At 72.4% G+C, this 16,124-nt stretch carries 11 protein-coding genes and 1 pseudogene; 9 read left to right on the forward strand and 3 right to left on the reverse strand.

Annotation, left to right across the window (positions count from 1 at the left end; genetic code table 11):
* The first annotated feature begins 107 nt into the window (after positions 1 to 107).
* The 8 genes and pseudogenes from OCT49_RS27885 to OCT49_RS27920 all read left to right on the forward strand — a co-directional run bounded on the left by OCT49_RS27885 (position 108) and on the right by OCT49_RS27920 (position 8,894).
* Positions 108 to 3,092: a Na+/H+ antiporter subunit A gene (locus OCT49_RS27885; RefSeq protein WP_283854544.1), complete on the forward strand. Its 2,985-nt coding sequence runs from the start codon at positions 108 to 110 to the stop codon at positions 3,090 to 3,092.
* A pseudogene (locus OCT49_RS27890) lies at positions 3,089 to 3,676 on the forward strand (Na(+)/H(+) antiporter subunit C); the annotation flags it as partial. The gene OCT49_RS27885 and the pseudogene OCT49_RS27890, both read left to right, overlap by 4 nt.
* A gap of 218 nt (positions 3,677 to 3,894) precedes the next feature.
* On the forward strand, positions 3,895 to 5,550 hold the full coding sequence (locus OCT49_RS27895; protein ID WP_283854546.1) for a Na+/H+ antiporter subunit D: 1,656 nt from the start codon (positions 3,895 to 3,897) through the stop codon (positions 5,548 to 5,550).
* Entirely contained in the window at positions 5,547 to 6,173 is a 627-nt protein-coding gene (locus OCT49_RS27900; RefSeq protein WP_283854547.1) for a Na+/H+ antiporter subunit E, read from the forward strand. Before OCT49_RS27895 ends, OCT49_RS27900 begins: the two co-directional genes overlap by 4 nt.
* Positions 6,170 to 6,496, forward strand: coding sequence for an MrpF/PhaF family protein (locus OCT49_RS27905; protein ID WP_283854548.1), 327 nt, complete (start codon positions 6,170 to 6,172; stop codon positions 6,494 to 6,496). Before OCT49_RS27900 ends, OCT49_RS27905 begins: the two co-directional genes overlap by 4 nt.
* Complete coding sequence (gene mnhG / locus OCT49_RS27910; protein WP_283854549.1) at positions 6,493 to 6,846, forward strand: monovalent cation/H(+) antiporter subunit G; 354 nt, start codon at positions 6,493 to 6,495, stop codon at positions 6,844 to 6,846. The genes OCT49_RS27905 and mnhG overlap by 4 nt, the downstream gene beginning before the upstream one ends.
* Before the next feature lie 80 nt (positions 6,847 to 6,926).
* Positions 6,927 to 7,766, forward strand: a complete 840-nt coding sequence (locus tag OCT49_RS27915; protein ID WP_283854550.1) for a hypothetical protein — start codon at positions 6,927 to 6,929, stop codon at positions 7,764 to 7,766.
* Between the two features lie 225 nt (positions 7,767 to 7,991).
* Positions 7,992 to 8,894: a LysR family transcriptional regulator gene (locus OCT49_RS27920; protein ID WP_283854551.1), complete on the forward strand. Its 903-nt coding sequence runs from the start codon at positions 7,992 to 7,994 to the stop codon at positions 8,892 to 8,894.
* A 25-nt stretch (positions 8,895 to 8,919) separates the two neighbouring features.
* Here the strand turns inward: OCT49_RS27920 and OCT49_RS27925 are convergent, their stop codons facing one another.
* The 3 genes from OCT49_RS27925 to OCT49_RS27935 all read right to left on the reverse strand — a co-directional run bounded on the left by OCT49_RS27925 (position 8,920) and on the right by OCT49_RS27935 (position 14,136).
* Complete coding sequence (locus OCT49_RS27925) at positions 8,920 to 10,104, reverse strand: MFS transporter (RefSeq protein ID WP_283854552.1); 1,185 nt, start codon at positions 10,102 to 10,104, stop codon at positions 8,920 to 8,922.
* Positions 10,105 to 10,320: 216 nt separating this feature from the next.
* A complete protein-coding gene (locus tag OCT49_RS27930; RefSeq protein ID WP_283855968.1) occupies positions 10,321 to 12,051 on the reverse strand; it encodes an eCIS core domain-containing protein in 1,731 nt (576 codons plus the stop codon).
* Positions 12,052 to 12,429: 378 nt separating this feature from the next.
* Positions 12,430 to 14,136, reverse strand: a complete 1,707-nt coding sequence (locus OCT49_RS27935) for a TIGR04141 family sporadically distributed protein (RefSeq protein WP_283854553.1) — start codon at positions 14,134 to 14,136, stop codon at positions 12,430 to 12,432.
* A gap of 305 nt (positions 14,137 to 14,441) precedes the next feature.
* Here OCT49_RS27935 and OCT49_RS27940 point away from each other — a divergent pair, with 305 nt between their 5' ends.
* Entirely contained in the window at positions 14,442 to 16,097 is a 1,656-nt protein-coding gene (locus OCT49_RS27940; RefSeq protein ID WP_283854554.1) for an N-6 DNA methylase, read from the forward strand.
* Positions 16,098 to 16,124 lie beyond the last annotated feature (27 nt).

Genomic DNA, 16,124 nt, shown 5'->3' on the forward strand with positions numbered 1-16,124 from the left:
GAGATGCGGTCGGAGATATATCTGTATTGAGTGGCTTTTATCCCTGATGCTTTGTCCGGTTCCCGGATCTCCGGCGAGCGCGGGCGCGGGACGTCCACCGGCACCGCATGACCGCGCTCGTCGTCTGCCACTTCGTCCTGGCCGCCTGCGCGCGCCCGCTGGTGCGGGCGCTGGGCAGCCGCGCCTTCGTCCTCCTCGCACTGCCCCCGGCCGCCACCACGGTGTGGGCGGCCACGCAGTGGAACACCACCGCGTCCGGCGGCTCCGTCACCTGGTCGTGGCCGTGGATGCCCGCCTACGGCGTCACCGTCGACCTCAGGCTCGACGCGCTCGCCGAACTGATGGTGCTGCTCGCGGCCGGGATCGGCACGCTCGTCCTGCTCTACTGCGCCTCGTACTTCACCGGCCGCACCCCGCAACTGGCCGGATTCGCCGGGAACCTGCTCGCGTTCGCGGGGGCCATGCTCGCCCTCGTCCTCGCCGACGACCTGATCTCGCTCTACGTGTTCTGGGAGCTGACCACGGTCTTCTCCTACCTGCTGATCGGATACGACAGCGAGCAGAAGCACAGCCGCCGCTCCGCACTCCAGGCGCTCACCGTCACCACGCTCGGCGGCCTCGCGATGTTCGTCGGCTTCCTGCTCCTCGGCCGCACGGCGGGCACGTACCGCATCTCCACCCTCCTCGCCGACCCGCCCCCGACGGGCCCCGCCGTCTCGATCGCGGTGCTGCTGATCCTGTGCGGGGCCCTGTCGAAGTCGGCGATCTGGCCGTTCAGCCTCTGGCTGCCCAACGCCATGGCCGCACCGACGCCCGTCAGCGCCTATCTGCACGCCGCCGCGATGGTGAAGGCCGGGGTGTACCTGGTCGCCCGGCTCGCGCCCGCCTTCGCCGACGTGCCGGTCTGGCGCCCCGTCGTGATCGTCCTCGGAGCCGCGACCATGCTGCTCGGCGGCTGGCGGGCCCTGCGCCTGAACGACCTCAAACTGGTCCTCGCCTACGGCACCGTCGGCCAGCTCGGCTTCCTCACCCTGCTCGCCGGGGCCGGCACCCGGGACACGGCACTGGCCGCGGTCGTCATGATCCTGGGCCACGCCTGCTTCAAGGCCCCGCTGTTCCTCGTCACCGGCATCGTCGACCACGCGGCCGGCACCCGTGACCTGCGCAGACTCTCCGGCGTCGGCCGGGCGCTGCCGCACGTCGGCGCGGTCGCGGTGCTCGCCGCCGCGTCCATGGCGGCCCTGCCGCCGCTGCTCGGATTCGCCGCCAAGGAAGCCGCGTTCGAGGCACTGCTGCACGGCTCCACCGCCGACCACTGGGCGCTGGGCCTCACCGTCGCCGGCTCGGCCCTGACCGTCGCGTACACCGCGCGGTTCGTCTGGGGGGCCTTCGCCCGCAAGCCCGGCGTCGAGGACACCCCGGTGCACCGGGTGGGCCCGGCCTTCCTCGCACCGCCCGCGCTGCTCGCGCTCTGCGGGCTGGTGCTGGGGCCGGGAGTCGGATGGACCGATCGACTGCTGGGCGCGTACGCGGACGCGTTCCCGCCGACCCCGTACCCGTACCACCTCGCGCTCTGGCACGGCTTCGGGACCGCCCTGCTGCTCTCCGCCGTCGCCACGGCGGCCGGCGCGGTGCTCTTCCTGGGCCGCACCACCGTGACCCGGATCTCCCGCCGGATCGCCTGGCCGACCGCCGACAGCGTCTTCGGGCACCTGCTGCTCGGCCTGGAACGGCTCTCGCTCCAGCTCACCGGCTTCGTCCAGCGCGGCTCGCTCTCCGGCTACCTCGCCACCACCCTGCTCGTGATGCTGGTCGGCCAGCTCACCGTCCTCGGTGTGGACCGGCCGTGGCACGGGGCCGCGCCCCCGCGGCTCTGGGACGTCCCCCTGCAGGGCGCCGTCGCCGCACTGACCTGCGCGGCCGCCCTCCTGTGCCTCGCCGTCAGGCGCCGGATGAAGGCGGTGGTACTGGCCGGACTGACCGGATACGGCGCGGCGCTGCTCTTCGTCGTCCAGGGCGGCCCCGACCTGGCGCTCACCCAGTTCTGCGTCGAGACCGTGGCGATGATCGTGTTCGTGCTGGTGCTGCGGCGGCTGCCGGTGCACTTCCAGGAGTCGGTCAGCAGCTGGCGGCGCGCGGTGCGCATCCCGGTGGCCCTGGCCGCGGCGGCGACGCTCGGCGTGGTGGTGTGGGTCGCGGCGGCGGCCCGTACGGCGGACCCGGCGGGCGCGGCCATGGTCGAGGAGGTCTCCCGGCACGGGCTCAAGGACGTCGTGGCCACCATCCTGGTCGACCTGCGCGCCTGGGACACGATGGGGGAGTCCGCCGTCCTCGCCGCGGCGGCGATCGGGGTGACGAGCCTGCTCTACCTGCACCGGCGCACCGAGGAACCGCCGCGCGAGGAGACCCGGGGACGGACCGCCTGGTCGGTGACGTCCACCGGCCTGACGGGGCTTCCGCGCGGCGACGAGGGGGCACCGGAACGCGGCTGGCTCGCGGCCGGTTCGACGCTGGCGCCCGAACACCGCTCCATCGTCTTCGAGGTCGTGGCCCGGCTGCTGTTCCACCCGGTCCTGGTGCTCTCGGTGTACCTGCTGTTCTGCGCCGAGAACATGCCGGGCGGAGGCTTCGTCGCCGGACTCGTCGCCGGACTCGCGCTGATCACCCGTTACCTGGCGGGCGGACGCTTCGAACTCGCCGAGGCCGCACCGCTCCAGCCCGGACTCTTCACCGGCCTCGGACTGTTCGTCTCCACCGGGGTCGCCCTGCTCGGCCTCGCCGACGGAACGGTCCTGCACGCCTGGACCCACCACGGCCGGCTGCCCCTGATCGGCGAGTACCACATCGGCACGCCGGTCCTCTTCGACTTCGGGGTCTACCTGCTGGTCCTGGGCGTGGTGCTGGACATCGTGCGGGCGCTCGGCGCCAAGATCGACCGGCAGATCGAGCGGGCGGTGATCGAGAAGGCGGCCGCGAGGGCCGCGGCGGCCGACCCCGGCGCACCGCCGGGACCTGCCTCCGGCACAGCCCCGGGAACGGCCCCCGGGACACCCCCGGGAACGGCCTCCGGGACGGAAGGCGTCGCCGAATGACGGTCAGCGTCTCGCTCCTGGCCACCGCCGTGGTGCTCTGCGCGGTCGGCGGCATCCTCATGCTCACCCGACCGCTCACCCGCATCCTGCTCGGTGCGGTGATCGCGAGCAACGGCATCAACCTGCTCATCCTCGCCGCCACCGGCTCGGCCGGCGAGGAACCGCTCCTCTACGGCGTCCAGCTGGGGCGGGTCACCGACCCGCTGCCGCAGGCCATCGCCCTCACCGCGATCGTCATCACCCTCGCCACCACGGCGTTCCTCCTCGCCATGGCGTACCGCGGCCACCAGCTGACCGGCACGGACGAGGTCCACGACGACCTGGAGGACCGGCGCATCGCGCTGCGCGCCGAAGTGCTGGGGGAGCGCGACGAACTGCGCGAGCGGTACCGCGCCGCCGACGACGTCACGGACGAGCAGCGCGCCCGCTACCGCGAGGAACGCCGCCGGCTCCGGGCCCGGCTGCGCGCCGACCGGGCCCTGCAGGCACGCGGCCGGTACGCCACCGGCAACCTCTGGCACGACGTCCTGGGCGCCGACCCCGAGGACTACCCACAGCCGTCCACAGCGGACACCGGCCCGGGGCCCCGACGCACCGGGACCGACCCGCCGGAGGACCCCCGCTCCGGGAACGCCCCGCGCCCCGGGAACGACCTCCACTCCGGGAACGCCCCGCGCCCCGAGGACGCCCCACGCCCCAGGAACGGTCCCCGCCCCGAGGACGCCCCCCACTCCGAGGACACCCCGCGGGAGCGCCCTCCGGAAGCCCCCCACCCCCACGACGCCGATCCAGGAGCCACCGGATGAACGCCCTCGTCCCCCTGCCGGTGCTGCTGCCGCTCTGCGCGACCGGCCTCAGCCTCGCCTTCGGCACCAGACTCAAACAGGTCCAGCGCCTCGTCAGCGTCGTCGTGCTCGGCACCGTGCTCGGACTCTCCGTCACCCTGATGATCGTCGCCGACCTCCGCGGCCCGCTCACCGTCGACCTCGGCGACTTCGCCCCGCCGCTCGGCATCACCCTGGTCGCCGACCGGCTCTCCGGGCTGATGCTGACGGTGTCCTCCGCCGTCACGCTCTGCGTGCTGGTCTACTCCCTCGGCCAGGGCATGGCCGACCGCGACGAGGAGACCCCCGTCGCGGTCTTCCACCCCGCGTACCTGATCCTGGTCGCCGGGGTCTCCTGCACCTTCCTCGCCGGTGACCTGGTCAACCTCTACGTCGGCTTCGAGATCATGCTGGTCGCCAGCTTCGTCCTGCTCACCCTCGGCGGCACCGGCCCCCGGGTCCGGGCCGGCTCCACCTACGTGATCATCTCGCTGTTCTCGTCGATGCTGTTCCTCACCGCCATCGCCATGACGTACGCGGCGACCGGCACCGCCAACTTCGCGCAACTGGCCGGACGGATCGGCGAACTGCCGCTCGGGGTGCAGACCCTGATCCAGGGGATGCTGCTCACCGTCTTCGCCGTCAAGGCCGCCGTCTTCCCGCTCGCCGCCTGGCTCCCCGACTCCTACCCGACCGCACCCGCCCCGGTCACCGCGGTCTTCGCGGGCCTGCTCACCAAGGTCGGCGTCTACTGCATGCTCCGCACCGAGACCCTGCTCTTCCCCGGCAACCGGCTCGGCGACCTGCTGATGGCCGCCGCGCTCGCCTCGATGGTCGTCGGCATCCTCGGAGCCGTGGCCCAGACCGACCTGAAACGGCTGCTCTCCTTCACCCTCGTCAGCCACATCGGCTACATGGTCTTCGGCATCGGCCTCGCCACCCGGGACGCGTACGGCGGCGCGATCGTCTACGTCGTCCACCACATCACCGTCCAGACCACCCTCTTCCTGGTGGCGGGGCTGATCGAACGCCGGGGCGGCACCACCGAACTCACCCGGATCGGCGGCCTCGCCAAGGCGGCCCCGCTGCTCGCCACGCTGTTCTTCGTCCCCGCCATGAACCTGGCCGGCACCCCACCGCTGTCCGGCTTCATCGGCAAGCTCGTGCTGATGCGGGCCGGGGTCGCCGACGGCGGCGTCTGGGCGTGGATCCTCGTCGCCGGGTCGGCGGTGACCAGCCTCCTCACCCTCTACGTGACGGCCAAGGTCTGGAACCTGGCCTTCTGGCGGGCCGCGCCGCCCGGACAGGCCGCGTACGGCACCGTCCTGGAGTCCGGCTCCGACGAGGACGACACCGACACCGACGAGGGCCCCGACCGCATCCCCGGCAGCGGCGACGAACCGGTGCGCCCCCGCCACCAGCCCGCCGGACGGGCGGTCGCGGCCACCCTGCACGGCCACGCCGTCACCACCACGACGAAACTGCCGCACCCGATGACCGGGGCGACCGCGGCGGCCGTCGCACTCGGCCTCGCCTTCACCGTGTTCGCCGGACCGCTGACCTCCTACACCGACCGCGCCGCCGCCGAACTCATCGCGCGCACGCCCTACACACAGGCGGTACTCGGCCCGTGAAACGCCTGATCAAACTGTCCTTCCGGAACAAGGACCTGCCGCCCTTCAGCTGCGAGTTCATCGGGCGCCGACGACGCGTGCTCGACCTCCCGCTGATCGCCTGGCTCACCTTCATCTGGGTGTTCCTCTGGTCCGGCCTCCACTGGATCAACCTGCTGACCGGCGCGGTCGTCGCGGTGGTCGTCTGCCTGGCCTTCCCGCTGCCCCGGGTCGACCTCGGACTCCGCCTGCACCCCTGGGGCATCCTGGTGCTCGTCGGCTGTCTGCTCTACGACATGTACACCTCGGGCGTACGCGTCACCCGGCAGATCTTCGTCGACCACCCGCACCGGGCCGCCGTCATCGCCGTACCGCTGCGCTGCCGCTCCGACCTGATGCTCGCGGCCACCGCCGTCGCCGTGTCGAACGTCCCCGGCGGATCGGTCGTCGAGGTGCGCCGCGCCACGGCCACCGTCTTCCTGCACGTCCTCGACGCGGACCGGCCCGCCGCGCTCGACGCGGCACGGCGCTCGGTGTGGCGCCTGGAGGCACTGACGGTACGGGCCTTCGGCACCCCCGACGAGATCGCCCGGGTCGCCGGCCCGCCGCCACCGGTCGCGTCCGGCAAGGGAGTCGGGGCATGAGCACACCGGAGACCGTCGAACGGGCGCTGCTCGTCGCGGCCGTCGTACTGATCGTCGTCGCCGGGGCGGGACTGCTCGCCCGGATCTGGTGGGGCCCGTCCATGCTGGACCGGGCGCTCTCACTGGACGTGTGCGCCGCCCTCATCATCGCGGGCCTGGCCGCCAAGTCGGCCTTCGCGCGCGACTCGTTCTACTTCCCGATCATGCTGGTGCTGGCCGTCCTCGGGTTCACGGGATCGGTCGGCATCGCCCGCTTCATCGCCGTCCGCGACCGGCCGCCGCGCCGGACCCCGGACGACGGCGGCGAGGAGGAATCCCGATGAACGCCTGGCTCCAGGTCCTCGACATGGCCGGCGCCGTACTCGTCCTCGTCGGCGCGGCCGTCTGCCTGCTCGGCGTGATCGGCATGCTCCGCCTCCCCGACGTCCTCTCCCGCAGCCACGCCGCCACCAAACCGCAGACCCTCGGCATGCTCCTGACCCTCGCCGGGGTCGCCCTGCGCCTGCGCAGCGGCATGGACCTGGCGACCCTCGCCCTGATCGGCTTCTTCCAGCTGATGACCAGCCCCGTGGCCGCCCACCTGGTGGCCCGCTCCGCCTACCGGACCGGCCAGATCGACCACGCCGAGCTGCTCTTCGACGAACTGGACGAGCAGTTGACCGAGGAGGAGTGACCCCGGAACCGGCCATTACTTCTGACCACCCCCGCACGGGTTCCCCCACCCGGGAGGCCCCCGCGACTAGCCTCCGCACCATGCTGCGTATCACCGACCCCCGCACCGGCCACCTCGTGGACGTCCCCGCCGCACCGCGCCGCCTGCTGCGCAGCAGCGTCCACCTGCCGCCCCTCGGCACCGACACGGGCACGGGCACCGGCACCGGCACGACGGAGGACACCGGCACCGGAATCGGCCCGTGGCACCTGCGCGTGCTCCTGGTCGGCGACGTCCTGGCGCGCACCGCGGAGCTGAACGGCCTCCAGGTCGTCACGGTCCTCACCACCGGGGAACTGACGCCCGACCGGACCGGCGCCCTGGACCGGATCATGGCGGTGCTCGGCATCCACCCCCCGACCGCCCTCACCCCGCACCGCCCGGACGCGGCGCTCGGCGGCCCCGCCGACGTGCACGTACTCGCCCCGGGCGACGACGGCGACACGACCGGGCTCCGGATCGAAGTGGGCCGGGTCGACACGGCCCCGCCGGAGCAGAACGCCTCCACCCGGGAACTCCTGGGCGCCCCCGACCCCTCGGACACCGCCGACCCCCTGGCCGTACGCCTGCTGCTCCTCGGCCACCCCCACACCGAACCCCTCACGATCACCGGCCCCGCCCTCGCCGCGGCCCGCCGGACCCTGCGGCAGTGGCGGACCCGGGTGGCCGACTGGGCACGGCACCCCTCCAGGCCGATCCCCGCCGACCTGCTGCGCCGGTCGTACGCGGCGCTCGCCGAGAACATCGACGCCGCCGCCGTCCTCGACCTGCTCACCGCCCTCGCCGACCGCTCCGACGTCCCCCCGGGCGCCAAGTTCGAGACCTTCGCCCACCTCGACCGCGTCCTCGGCCTGGACCTCGCCCGCGACATCGGCCACTGAACCGCGTCCCGCGCCGAGCGACCGCCCCGTGCACCGGCCATGTCCAGCACACCGTTTGGTGTGTGCCACGTACGCCGAATACGTTGGGGGACACCGGGAGAAGGAGGGGCCGTGGAGCACAGGACCCGTGCGCAGACTCCGGACGCCGCGGCGCCCGGAGCCCCGGGCCGGGCAGCCGGGAACGATCGCCGCGGCACGTCCGGTCCCCGCACGTCCCCGCGGCCCGTGACGACCTCCCCACCGCTGCCGGACCTGCCCCTGCGGGAGCTCGAATGTTTCTCGGTACTGGCCGGGGAGCTCCATTTCGGCCGCACCGCCGAGCGCCTCGGGGTCTCCCAGGGGCGCGTCTCGCAGATGATCAAACGGCTGGAGGGGCGGGTCGGCGGGGCGCTGTTCGAGCGCACGAGCAGGCGCGTCGCGCTGACCGCCGTGGGCGCGGCGCTGGCCGCCGGGACGACGCCCGCGATCGACCGCCTGCGACAGGGGTTCGCCGACGCCCAGGCCAGGGCCCTCTCCCCGGACCGTCCCCTGCGGATCGGCTTCCAGGGCGCGGTGTACGAGTCGCTGGGCCGGACGGTCGCGGCGCTCCCCGCGGAACTCACGCGCCTGGTCGAACTGCCGTGGGCGGACCCGTTCACGGGGTTGGGCAACGGCACCGTCGACGTGGCCGTCGTCCTCGCCCCCAGTACGGAACACGACTTCCGGCACCTGGTCGAGTTCTCGCGCCAGCCGCAGTACCTCGCGGTCTCCCGCGCGCACCCGCTCGCCGCGAAGGAGCGTGTCACCTCGGCCGATCTCGCGGGTGTGGGCATGGTGGCCCCCGTACCGCGGGCACCGGCGTACTGGCGCGAGGCGAACGCCCCGCGCCGCACGGAGGACGGGTACGAACTGCACTACACCGCCACCGCGACCACGCTCCAGGAAGCGCTGTCGCTCGTCGCGGGCAACCGGCACGGGGTGCTGTTGTGCCGGGCGGGGGCGGCCTATTTCTCGCGCCCGGACGTGCGCTTCGTCCCCGCCCCGTCGCTGCCCGACACCTCGCTGATCGCGCTGGCCCGCCACGACGCGAAGCACCCGCTGATCGCGCGGTTCGCCGAGGAACTGGACCTCAGGACACGCGCGGCCTGACCACGGGCCCCCGGAAGCGCCGCGTTCACCTGCGAGGACGCGCCACGACAGCGACGACGAACGCGCAGAGGGCGCCGAACGCCGCGACCCGCATGACCGCCGTTTCCCCGGCACCGTCGATCACCGCCCCTCCGGCGACCGAGCCGACCGCGATGCTCGCGTTGAACGCCCCCGCCCACAACGCCGAGGAGGCCTCGACACGTTCCGGGTCGGCGGCGGCCGTCCAGGTCTGCGTCGAGACGGAGACACCGCCGTACCCGAGCCCCCACACGACGAGCAGCACCGACGCCGACAGCGCCGCGGCACCCCCGCCGAACGCCAGGGCGGACGTCGCGGCCACGACACCGCCGACCGCCACCATGACGGCGGCACGGGCCGACTTCCCGGCGAGCGACCCGACGACGAAGTTGCCGAGGACCCCCGCCACTCCGTAGGCGAGCAGCGCCGCCGCGACCAGCGCCGGGCTCAGCCCCGCCTCCGACTCCAGGAAGGGCCGGACGTAGGTGTAGCCGGCGAAATGCCCGAGCACGACGAGCACCGAGATCGCGATCCCCGCCGACACACCGGGGTTCCTCAGGACCCCGAACCCGGCCCCCAAACGCACCCGCCCGGCCACCGGCACGGGCGGCAGCACGACCAACAGCAGAACGCTCGCGAAGGCCCCGGCCGCGCTCAGCGCCCAGAACGCCGATCGCCACCCGAACGAATCCGCGACGAAGGTCCCCAGCGGCACTCCCAGCACGGAGGCGATCGACACCCCGGAGAAGATCAGCGTCGTCGCGAGGGCGGCACGCCCCGGCTCGGCCAACCGCGACCCCAGACCGGCCGCCAGACCCCACACCATCCCCATCGACACCCCCAACAGCACCCGGGCCCCGGCCAGGACGAGGAAATCCGGAGCCAGCGCCGTCAGCGCGTTCGCGGCCGTGAGCACGCACATGAACAGGACCAGCACACCGCGCCGGTCGGCACGCCCGACCAGCGCGGGCGCCACGGTGGCGACCACGGCCGCGACCAGCCCGGTGATGGTCAGGGACAGCCCGGCGACGCCCTCGCTGATGCCGAGCGAGCCGGCCATGGGGGTCAGCACTCCCACCGGCATCATCTCGGAGCTCACCACGAGGAAGGTGCACAGCGCGATCGCGACGACCGGGAGGAGGGAACGGGTTCTGGCCTTGTCGCCGCTCGAAGCGGGCGTGAATGTTTCCATGCCGCTCATGGAACTTCGCCGTGCGCCGGGCGAACAATGACGTTCTGCGAAAGCGACGATTAGCGCGAGTAATCGTCGGCCCGAAGCCGCTGTTCGACCATGCGGTGGGCCGGCTGCGCCGTCATCGGGTTCTGCTGCCCCGGCCGACGGGGCCCTGGACCCTCTGCGTGATACGGACGCGCCGGAGCCGCACGAGGACGACGGAGGAGGGCGGGGTCAATGTCCCCCGAAGCCTTGCTGCTGCATGAACCTCTGCTGCATTCCCGCCGCGTACCCCTCCATGTAGGCGCGCAGGGCCGCTTCGGAATCGGGCCGGCCCACGGCGATCACGCGGTGGTCCGGCATCTGGCCGGCGAGCCCGGCCTGCCGGCCCAGGTCGTGGGCCGCGCCGGAATCGGCGGTGACTCCGGCCTGTAGCAGGCCCGCGGCCTCCTGCGCCTTCCTCGCCTCCCGGGTGTTGAACACGTTCGCGACCTGGGCGGTGAGCCGGGCGGGCGAGCCCGGCGCGTAGTCGGTGGCGCCCTCGGCGTAATCGGCGAGGGTGTGGGTGACCCCGACGTGGGCATCATTGCGGCGGTTCATGACGTCCGCGTACTGCAGCATCTGCGGGTCCCGGGCGTAGAGGCCGTCGGTACGGGCGGTGGTCTCGTTCGCCAGACCACTCGTGATGATTTTGTTCAGTTTGACAGCGGGAAGTTGCTTCCTGAGCGTGCTCAGGTGGTGCTGCGTGAACCAGTCGCGGGCGGCTTTCCCCCAGCCGCCGCCGGAACTGGTCCTGGCGAGGATGTAGTCGGGGTTCTTGCCGCCTTGGAGACTGAGGTGCTGGGCGAGGAAGGACCTTCCGAAGAATTTGTTCTGCTCGAACCACTTGAGGAAGTCCATGTCGCTCTTCCCCGTCGCACCGTTGCAGTTCCTGCAGATGCGCATGAGGTTGCCCAAGTCGTTGGAGTACTCGTTGACGGCTGCCCTGCTGGCCTCGAAGCGGAATCCTCCAGGAGCACTGGCGTCCTGGGAGACCACGAAGAACGACTGGTACTGAGAAGGGATCCTGTTCGGGTCGACCCCCGCATCCGTGTAATCGGCGGCGAGTTTGCGCAGGTTGTCCCGGATTTCATTGAATGCCTCCTGATGGTCGACCTCGAAGGATTCGACGTTCGCCGCGTCTCCGCACCCCGGGCACACCTGGTAGAAGGAATTCAGTATCTGCTGCCAGTTCCCCGCTTTTTGCTGCTCCGACACGAGCGAGATATTGGTGGTCGCCGTGGTCTTTGAGCCCAGTCCGGGGATGTCGTGCTCGGCGTAGCGCCATTTCCCGTCCTCGCGCCCGGAGGAATCGGCGACCTTCTTGGCCGCTGCCGGCGTGCGGCTGTAACCCGGAGGGGTCTCGGCGTCGTGGAGGTCCTGCCCCTTCGTGTTGGAAAGCATGCGTTGGATGTGGCTGCCCGGGGCGGGCGCGGCACCGGACGCTTCCGCGTTTCGAGGGGGCGCGGAGCCCTTGAGCACGCGCCGCGCGTTCGCCTCCGCCTCGCGTTCGAAGCGGTCGGAGGGGTCGGAGATCCGCAGGCCGCCACCGTTGTCGGTGCCCGCCACCGGGCCCTGGCGCTGCTGGATGACATGGGTCAGTTCGTGCGCGAGGGTGTGGCGGTCGATCCCGCCCGCGCCGACGACCACATGGGAGCCCGAGGTGTACGCGCGGGCCCCGACCTCGTCCGCGGAGGCCCTGGCGGCTGCGCCGCTGTGGATGCGCACATCGGAGAAGTCGGCGCCGAGGCGGGCCTCCATGTCGGTGCGGGTCACCTCGTCCAGGGGCTGCCCGGGGCCGCGGAGCACGTCGTGGACCGTGGACCGCTGCACCGGACGGGGTGCCTGCCCGGTCTCCTCCTGGCCGCACCCGGGACCGTGGCGGTGCTCGTCCTGGTCCCGGAGCAAGCCCGCCTGGCGGAGCATCTGGACGACGACCGCGTTTCCGACCCCGGCCTGCAGGCCGAGGAGACCCTCCTGCTGGAGGGCCGGGGCCGGAGCCACGACGAACGCGGCCCTGCCCGCGGCGGCCCTGGTCTTCCGGGCGCTCTCGTGGTCGCGCAAGGTCGGCTCCTTCACGTGCGACGGTGCGGGCTTCCTGGATATATGACGGGAGACACGGGTGACCAGGGGCGCAGCGGACACTGTGAGGGGGCCGGAGGGGCAGCACGCGACGGCTCGCCGAAATGGCGTCTGAGGTGACGGGCCGTGGCCGCGTCGTCGACCGGGCCGGCGCACTCGCGCCACCCGGACCATGACCGTGTCTCGCCGATGACCGCTGTACCGATGTTTCCCGGGGCCGAATCAGCCGGGAACCCCCGCACCGACCTCCACACGGCTCGGAGGCAGGGACAGCGCGCCGGCATTGCCTTCCGGGATGCCGACGACCTCGACGGCCACCCCACGCGCTGCCAGGGCCTTCGCGGTCTGGGCGATGGTGATCTGGGAGAAGCCGAAGACGGAATCCGGAGTCAGGCTCTCGCGGTTCTTGAGCAGCATGGCGAGGACGATCCGCCTGGGGGTGAAGTCGTCGGGAAGCACCCGGCCGCCCCCACTGAGCCGGGCGACCTTCGCGACGAATTCCGCACGGACCCGAGCGGACTCCTGGAGCAGCTCCACGGCCACCCTGGCCTGGTTGAACAGGTGGCTCAGCGGACCGGAACCGCCTGCGCGCTTGACGAGGACCAGGGCGCCGTCGGGCGTGAGCAGGTCGCAGATCTCGACCTGGTCCCGGGGCCGGAGGGGATTGGTGACGTTCTTGGTGTCGAGGCAGAGCCAGCCCGGCCGTTCCTCGTCGGCCACCCTGTTGTTGTAGGCGTTCTCGGACTCACCCTTGAGCCAGGCGGGCATCGAGACGGAGGGGGTGGGAGGGAACAGGGCCGCCACGGTGGCCCGGCTCTCCGCGACGTAGGCGGCCCCGCCCTCGTACCACTCGCCCTCCAGGAGGAAGAACCGCCTGGAGCCCAGGGAGGATTCGACCTCCAGCCAGGCCAGCGCGCGGGTCTCGGCGAGGGTGTCGACGGTACGTGCCCGGCGGTCCTTGGCAAGGATCACCGTCCCTTCGCGCAGCACTTCGAGGCGTCGTCCGGGCGGTGCGAGCCGGGCCCGCGTGAGCACGTAGTCGAGGTCGAAGTCGTCGGAGCGCCGGGCCTCGGTGCTGTTGATCCGCGTCATGTACACGGTGGCCTCCGCGTGGGCCAGGTGGTGGTCGGAGGGGACGGCGGACGAGATCCGCCCGTCGGCGGGCCGGCCGAGGCAGTCGTCCAGCCGCTGCTCGAGGGCCTCGAGAACCGCCGGATCGGTGACCGGGACGATGTGGTCGACGAACTCCAGCTCCTGGTGCGGGATGTCCTCGCGGCAGATCCTGGCGATGGTCCGTAAATCGGAGAGCAGAGCCTCGGGTTCGATCCCCAGCGCGATCTTCAACCCGCATCCGCCCTGGGCGCTGACCGCCTTTCCGCGTGTGTACCGCGAGCGGGTGAGCGGCAGGTCGTCGAGGTAACCACCCAGGCTGCGAATGACACGCGAGTGGTCACGGAGGCCGAGCAGCGGGGCCGGGGCACCGCCCGGAACCAGGGAGATGTCCGTGCGTGCCTGCCCGAGCGACCTCGAGACCGCCCCGCGGATCAGGTTCGGATCCATCTGCCGGACGGCGAAGGAGAGCCCGAAGCGCTTGTCCTTGAGGTGGTCGGGGATCAGCCGGTATCCCTGGTCGCAGCCGATGGCGTACACCGTGCCGTCGACGGCGAGCAGCAGGACGGCGGCGGTGCGACGGACGCCCTCGGCAACGGCGATGCCGGTGGTGCGCGCCATGGATTCGCACCACGGGGCCTCGACCTGCTCCATTGCGCAGGTGAGGTACACAGCCGGAACGCCGAGCGCGTCGGGGAAGTGCAGATCGGCATCGAGCCTGTCCAGAAGCCCCGGGTCGAGGGCGTCCAGCATGGCCTCCGGGGTGGGTGCGACACCGGTCAGCCGGTAGACGGTGCGTACTGCGGTGTTCGACGCCATGGCGAGCCTCCGTGGAGCTGTGGGCGAAAGGTCTGAGAGGTGGGCGGGGGAGACGCGCCGGTGCCCTTCGCCGTAGTGGCCGTACGAGGGCCACGGGGGTGAGGGCAGGGGCGTCACGGGCGGGGCCGGGCGGGCAAGCCCCGCGCCGTGGGGAACGACGGGACGAGGCGGCTGCGACAAGGGCGCACCGCACGGCATACCCATCCGGGACGGATCGAGTACACGGTGACATTGACACCAGTCTGTGCGCACTGTCAACAGACTTCACTCTGGAGGTGGAATGGCGCTCCGTGTACGCTGGGTGCATGACGGACAACGCAGCTTCACCGGGCGGCCCCCTGGTCACCGGTGCCGAGATCGCTCGACTGGCCGGCGTCACCCGGGCTGCCGTCTCCAACTGGCGTCGGCGCCACGACGACTTCCCGGCGCCGGCGGGGGGCGCCGCGAACAGTCCGCTCTTCGCGCTCGCCGAGGTCCAGGAATGGCTGGACCGGCAGCGCAAGGGCCAGGAGATCTCACCCGAGGTCGAGTTGTGGCAGGCCCTGCGGGCCGCGTACGGGGAACAGATGGTCACGGGCCTGGCGGAGGTGGCCGCGGCACTGGCCGGGAGACCCGCGCCGGGGCTGCCGGACGACATCGCCCCCCGGGTACGGAAACTCGCCCGGACCGCCGCCCCTGCCGACCTCGTGAACGGACTGGCCGAACGGTTCGTGGACTCGGCCCGGCGCGCGGGGTCGGAGCAGGTGACTCCCGAGCGCGTGGTGCGTGCCGTCCGCCATTTCGCCCCCGAACTCCCTCCCGGCGCCACGGTCTTCGACCCCGCCTGCGGAATCGGGGTGCTGCTCCTGTCCGTCGGCTCCCGGCCGGGCACGCGCTGCCGCGGTCAGGAGGCGGACGCCGACAGCGCCCGCTTCGCGCAGCTCCGCGCCGACCTGCTGGGCCGGTCGGAAGCCCGCATCGTGGCGGGGGATTCCCTGCGCGCGGACGCCTGGACGGATCTCCGGGCGGATCTCGTCGTCTGCGACCCCCCGGCCGGGGTGACCGAGTGGGGACGGGAGGAACTGCTGCTCGACTCGCGCTGGGAGCTCGGCACCCCCTCCAAGGCCGAGGGCGAGCTCGCCTGGCTCCAGCACGCGTACGCGCACACCGGACCGGGCGGTCAGGTCCTCATGGTCATGCCGGCCTCGGTCGCCTACCGCAAGGCGGGCCGCCGCATCCGGGCGGAACTCGTACGCCGGGGCATCCTGCGCCAGGTGATCGCGCTGCCGCCGGGAACGGCGACCTCCCACGCCCTGCCCGTTCACCTGTGGTGCCTGCGGCGCCCCCGCCGCACGGAGGGCGCGGACCCGAACCGCACCGTGCGCATGATCGACCTGACCGGCAACGGCCCCGACGGCGATCTGGAGCCGCGCCCCGACCAGGTCGCCGACGTGTCGCCGATCGAACTCCTCGACGACACCGTCGATCTCACCCCCGCCCATCACCTCCGTTCCCGGCACCGCGACCACTCCGGCGAGTACACGGCCCTGCGCCGGGAGCTGGAGGAGCAGATCCGCCGACTCGCCGCCCTCCTTCCCGACCTGGCGGCCGGGGAAGGACCGGGACCGGTGGGCGGTGCGACCACCGGCGTCGCGGATCTCGCCGCTGCCGGACTCGTCGCGTACGAGGGCTCGGAGCCGGTCTCGGCCGGCGACCAGCTCGACACCGACTACCTCCGGGGGTTCCTGCGGAGCTCCGCCAACACCCGCCGGTCCACGAGCGCCAGCGGGACGTACCGTCTCGACGGCCGGGGCTCGCGCATCCCCCGGATGGGCATCGACGAGCAGCGTCGCTACGGGGCGGTCTTCCGGGCCGTGTCCGAGTTCGAGGAAGGCATGCGCAAGGCCGACGAGCTGAGCAGACGGCTTGCCGAAGTCGCCCGTGACGGCCTCACCACGGGCGCCCTGACCCCGGAGGAATGAAGCACGGCGCGGGGCACTCCGCAGCGG

Origin of the sequence: Streptomyces sp. ML-6 (assembly GCF_030116705.1) — a bacterium.
GTDB lineage: Bacteria > Actinomycetota > Actinomycetes > Streptomycetales > Streptomycetaceae > Streptomyces.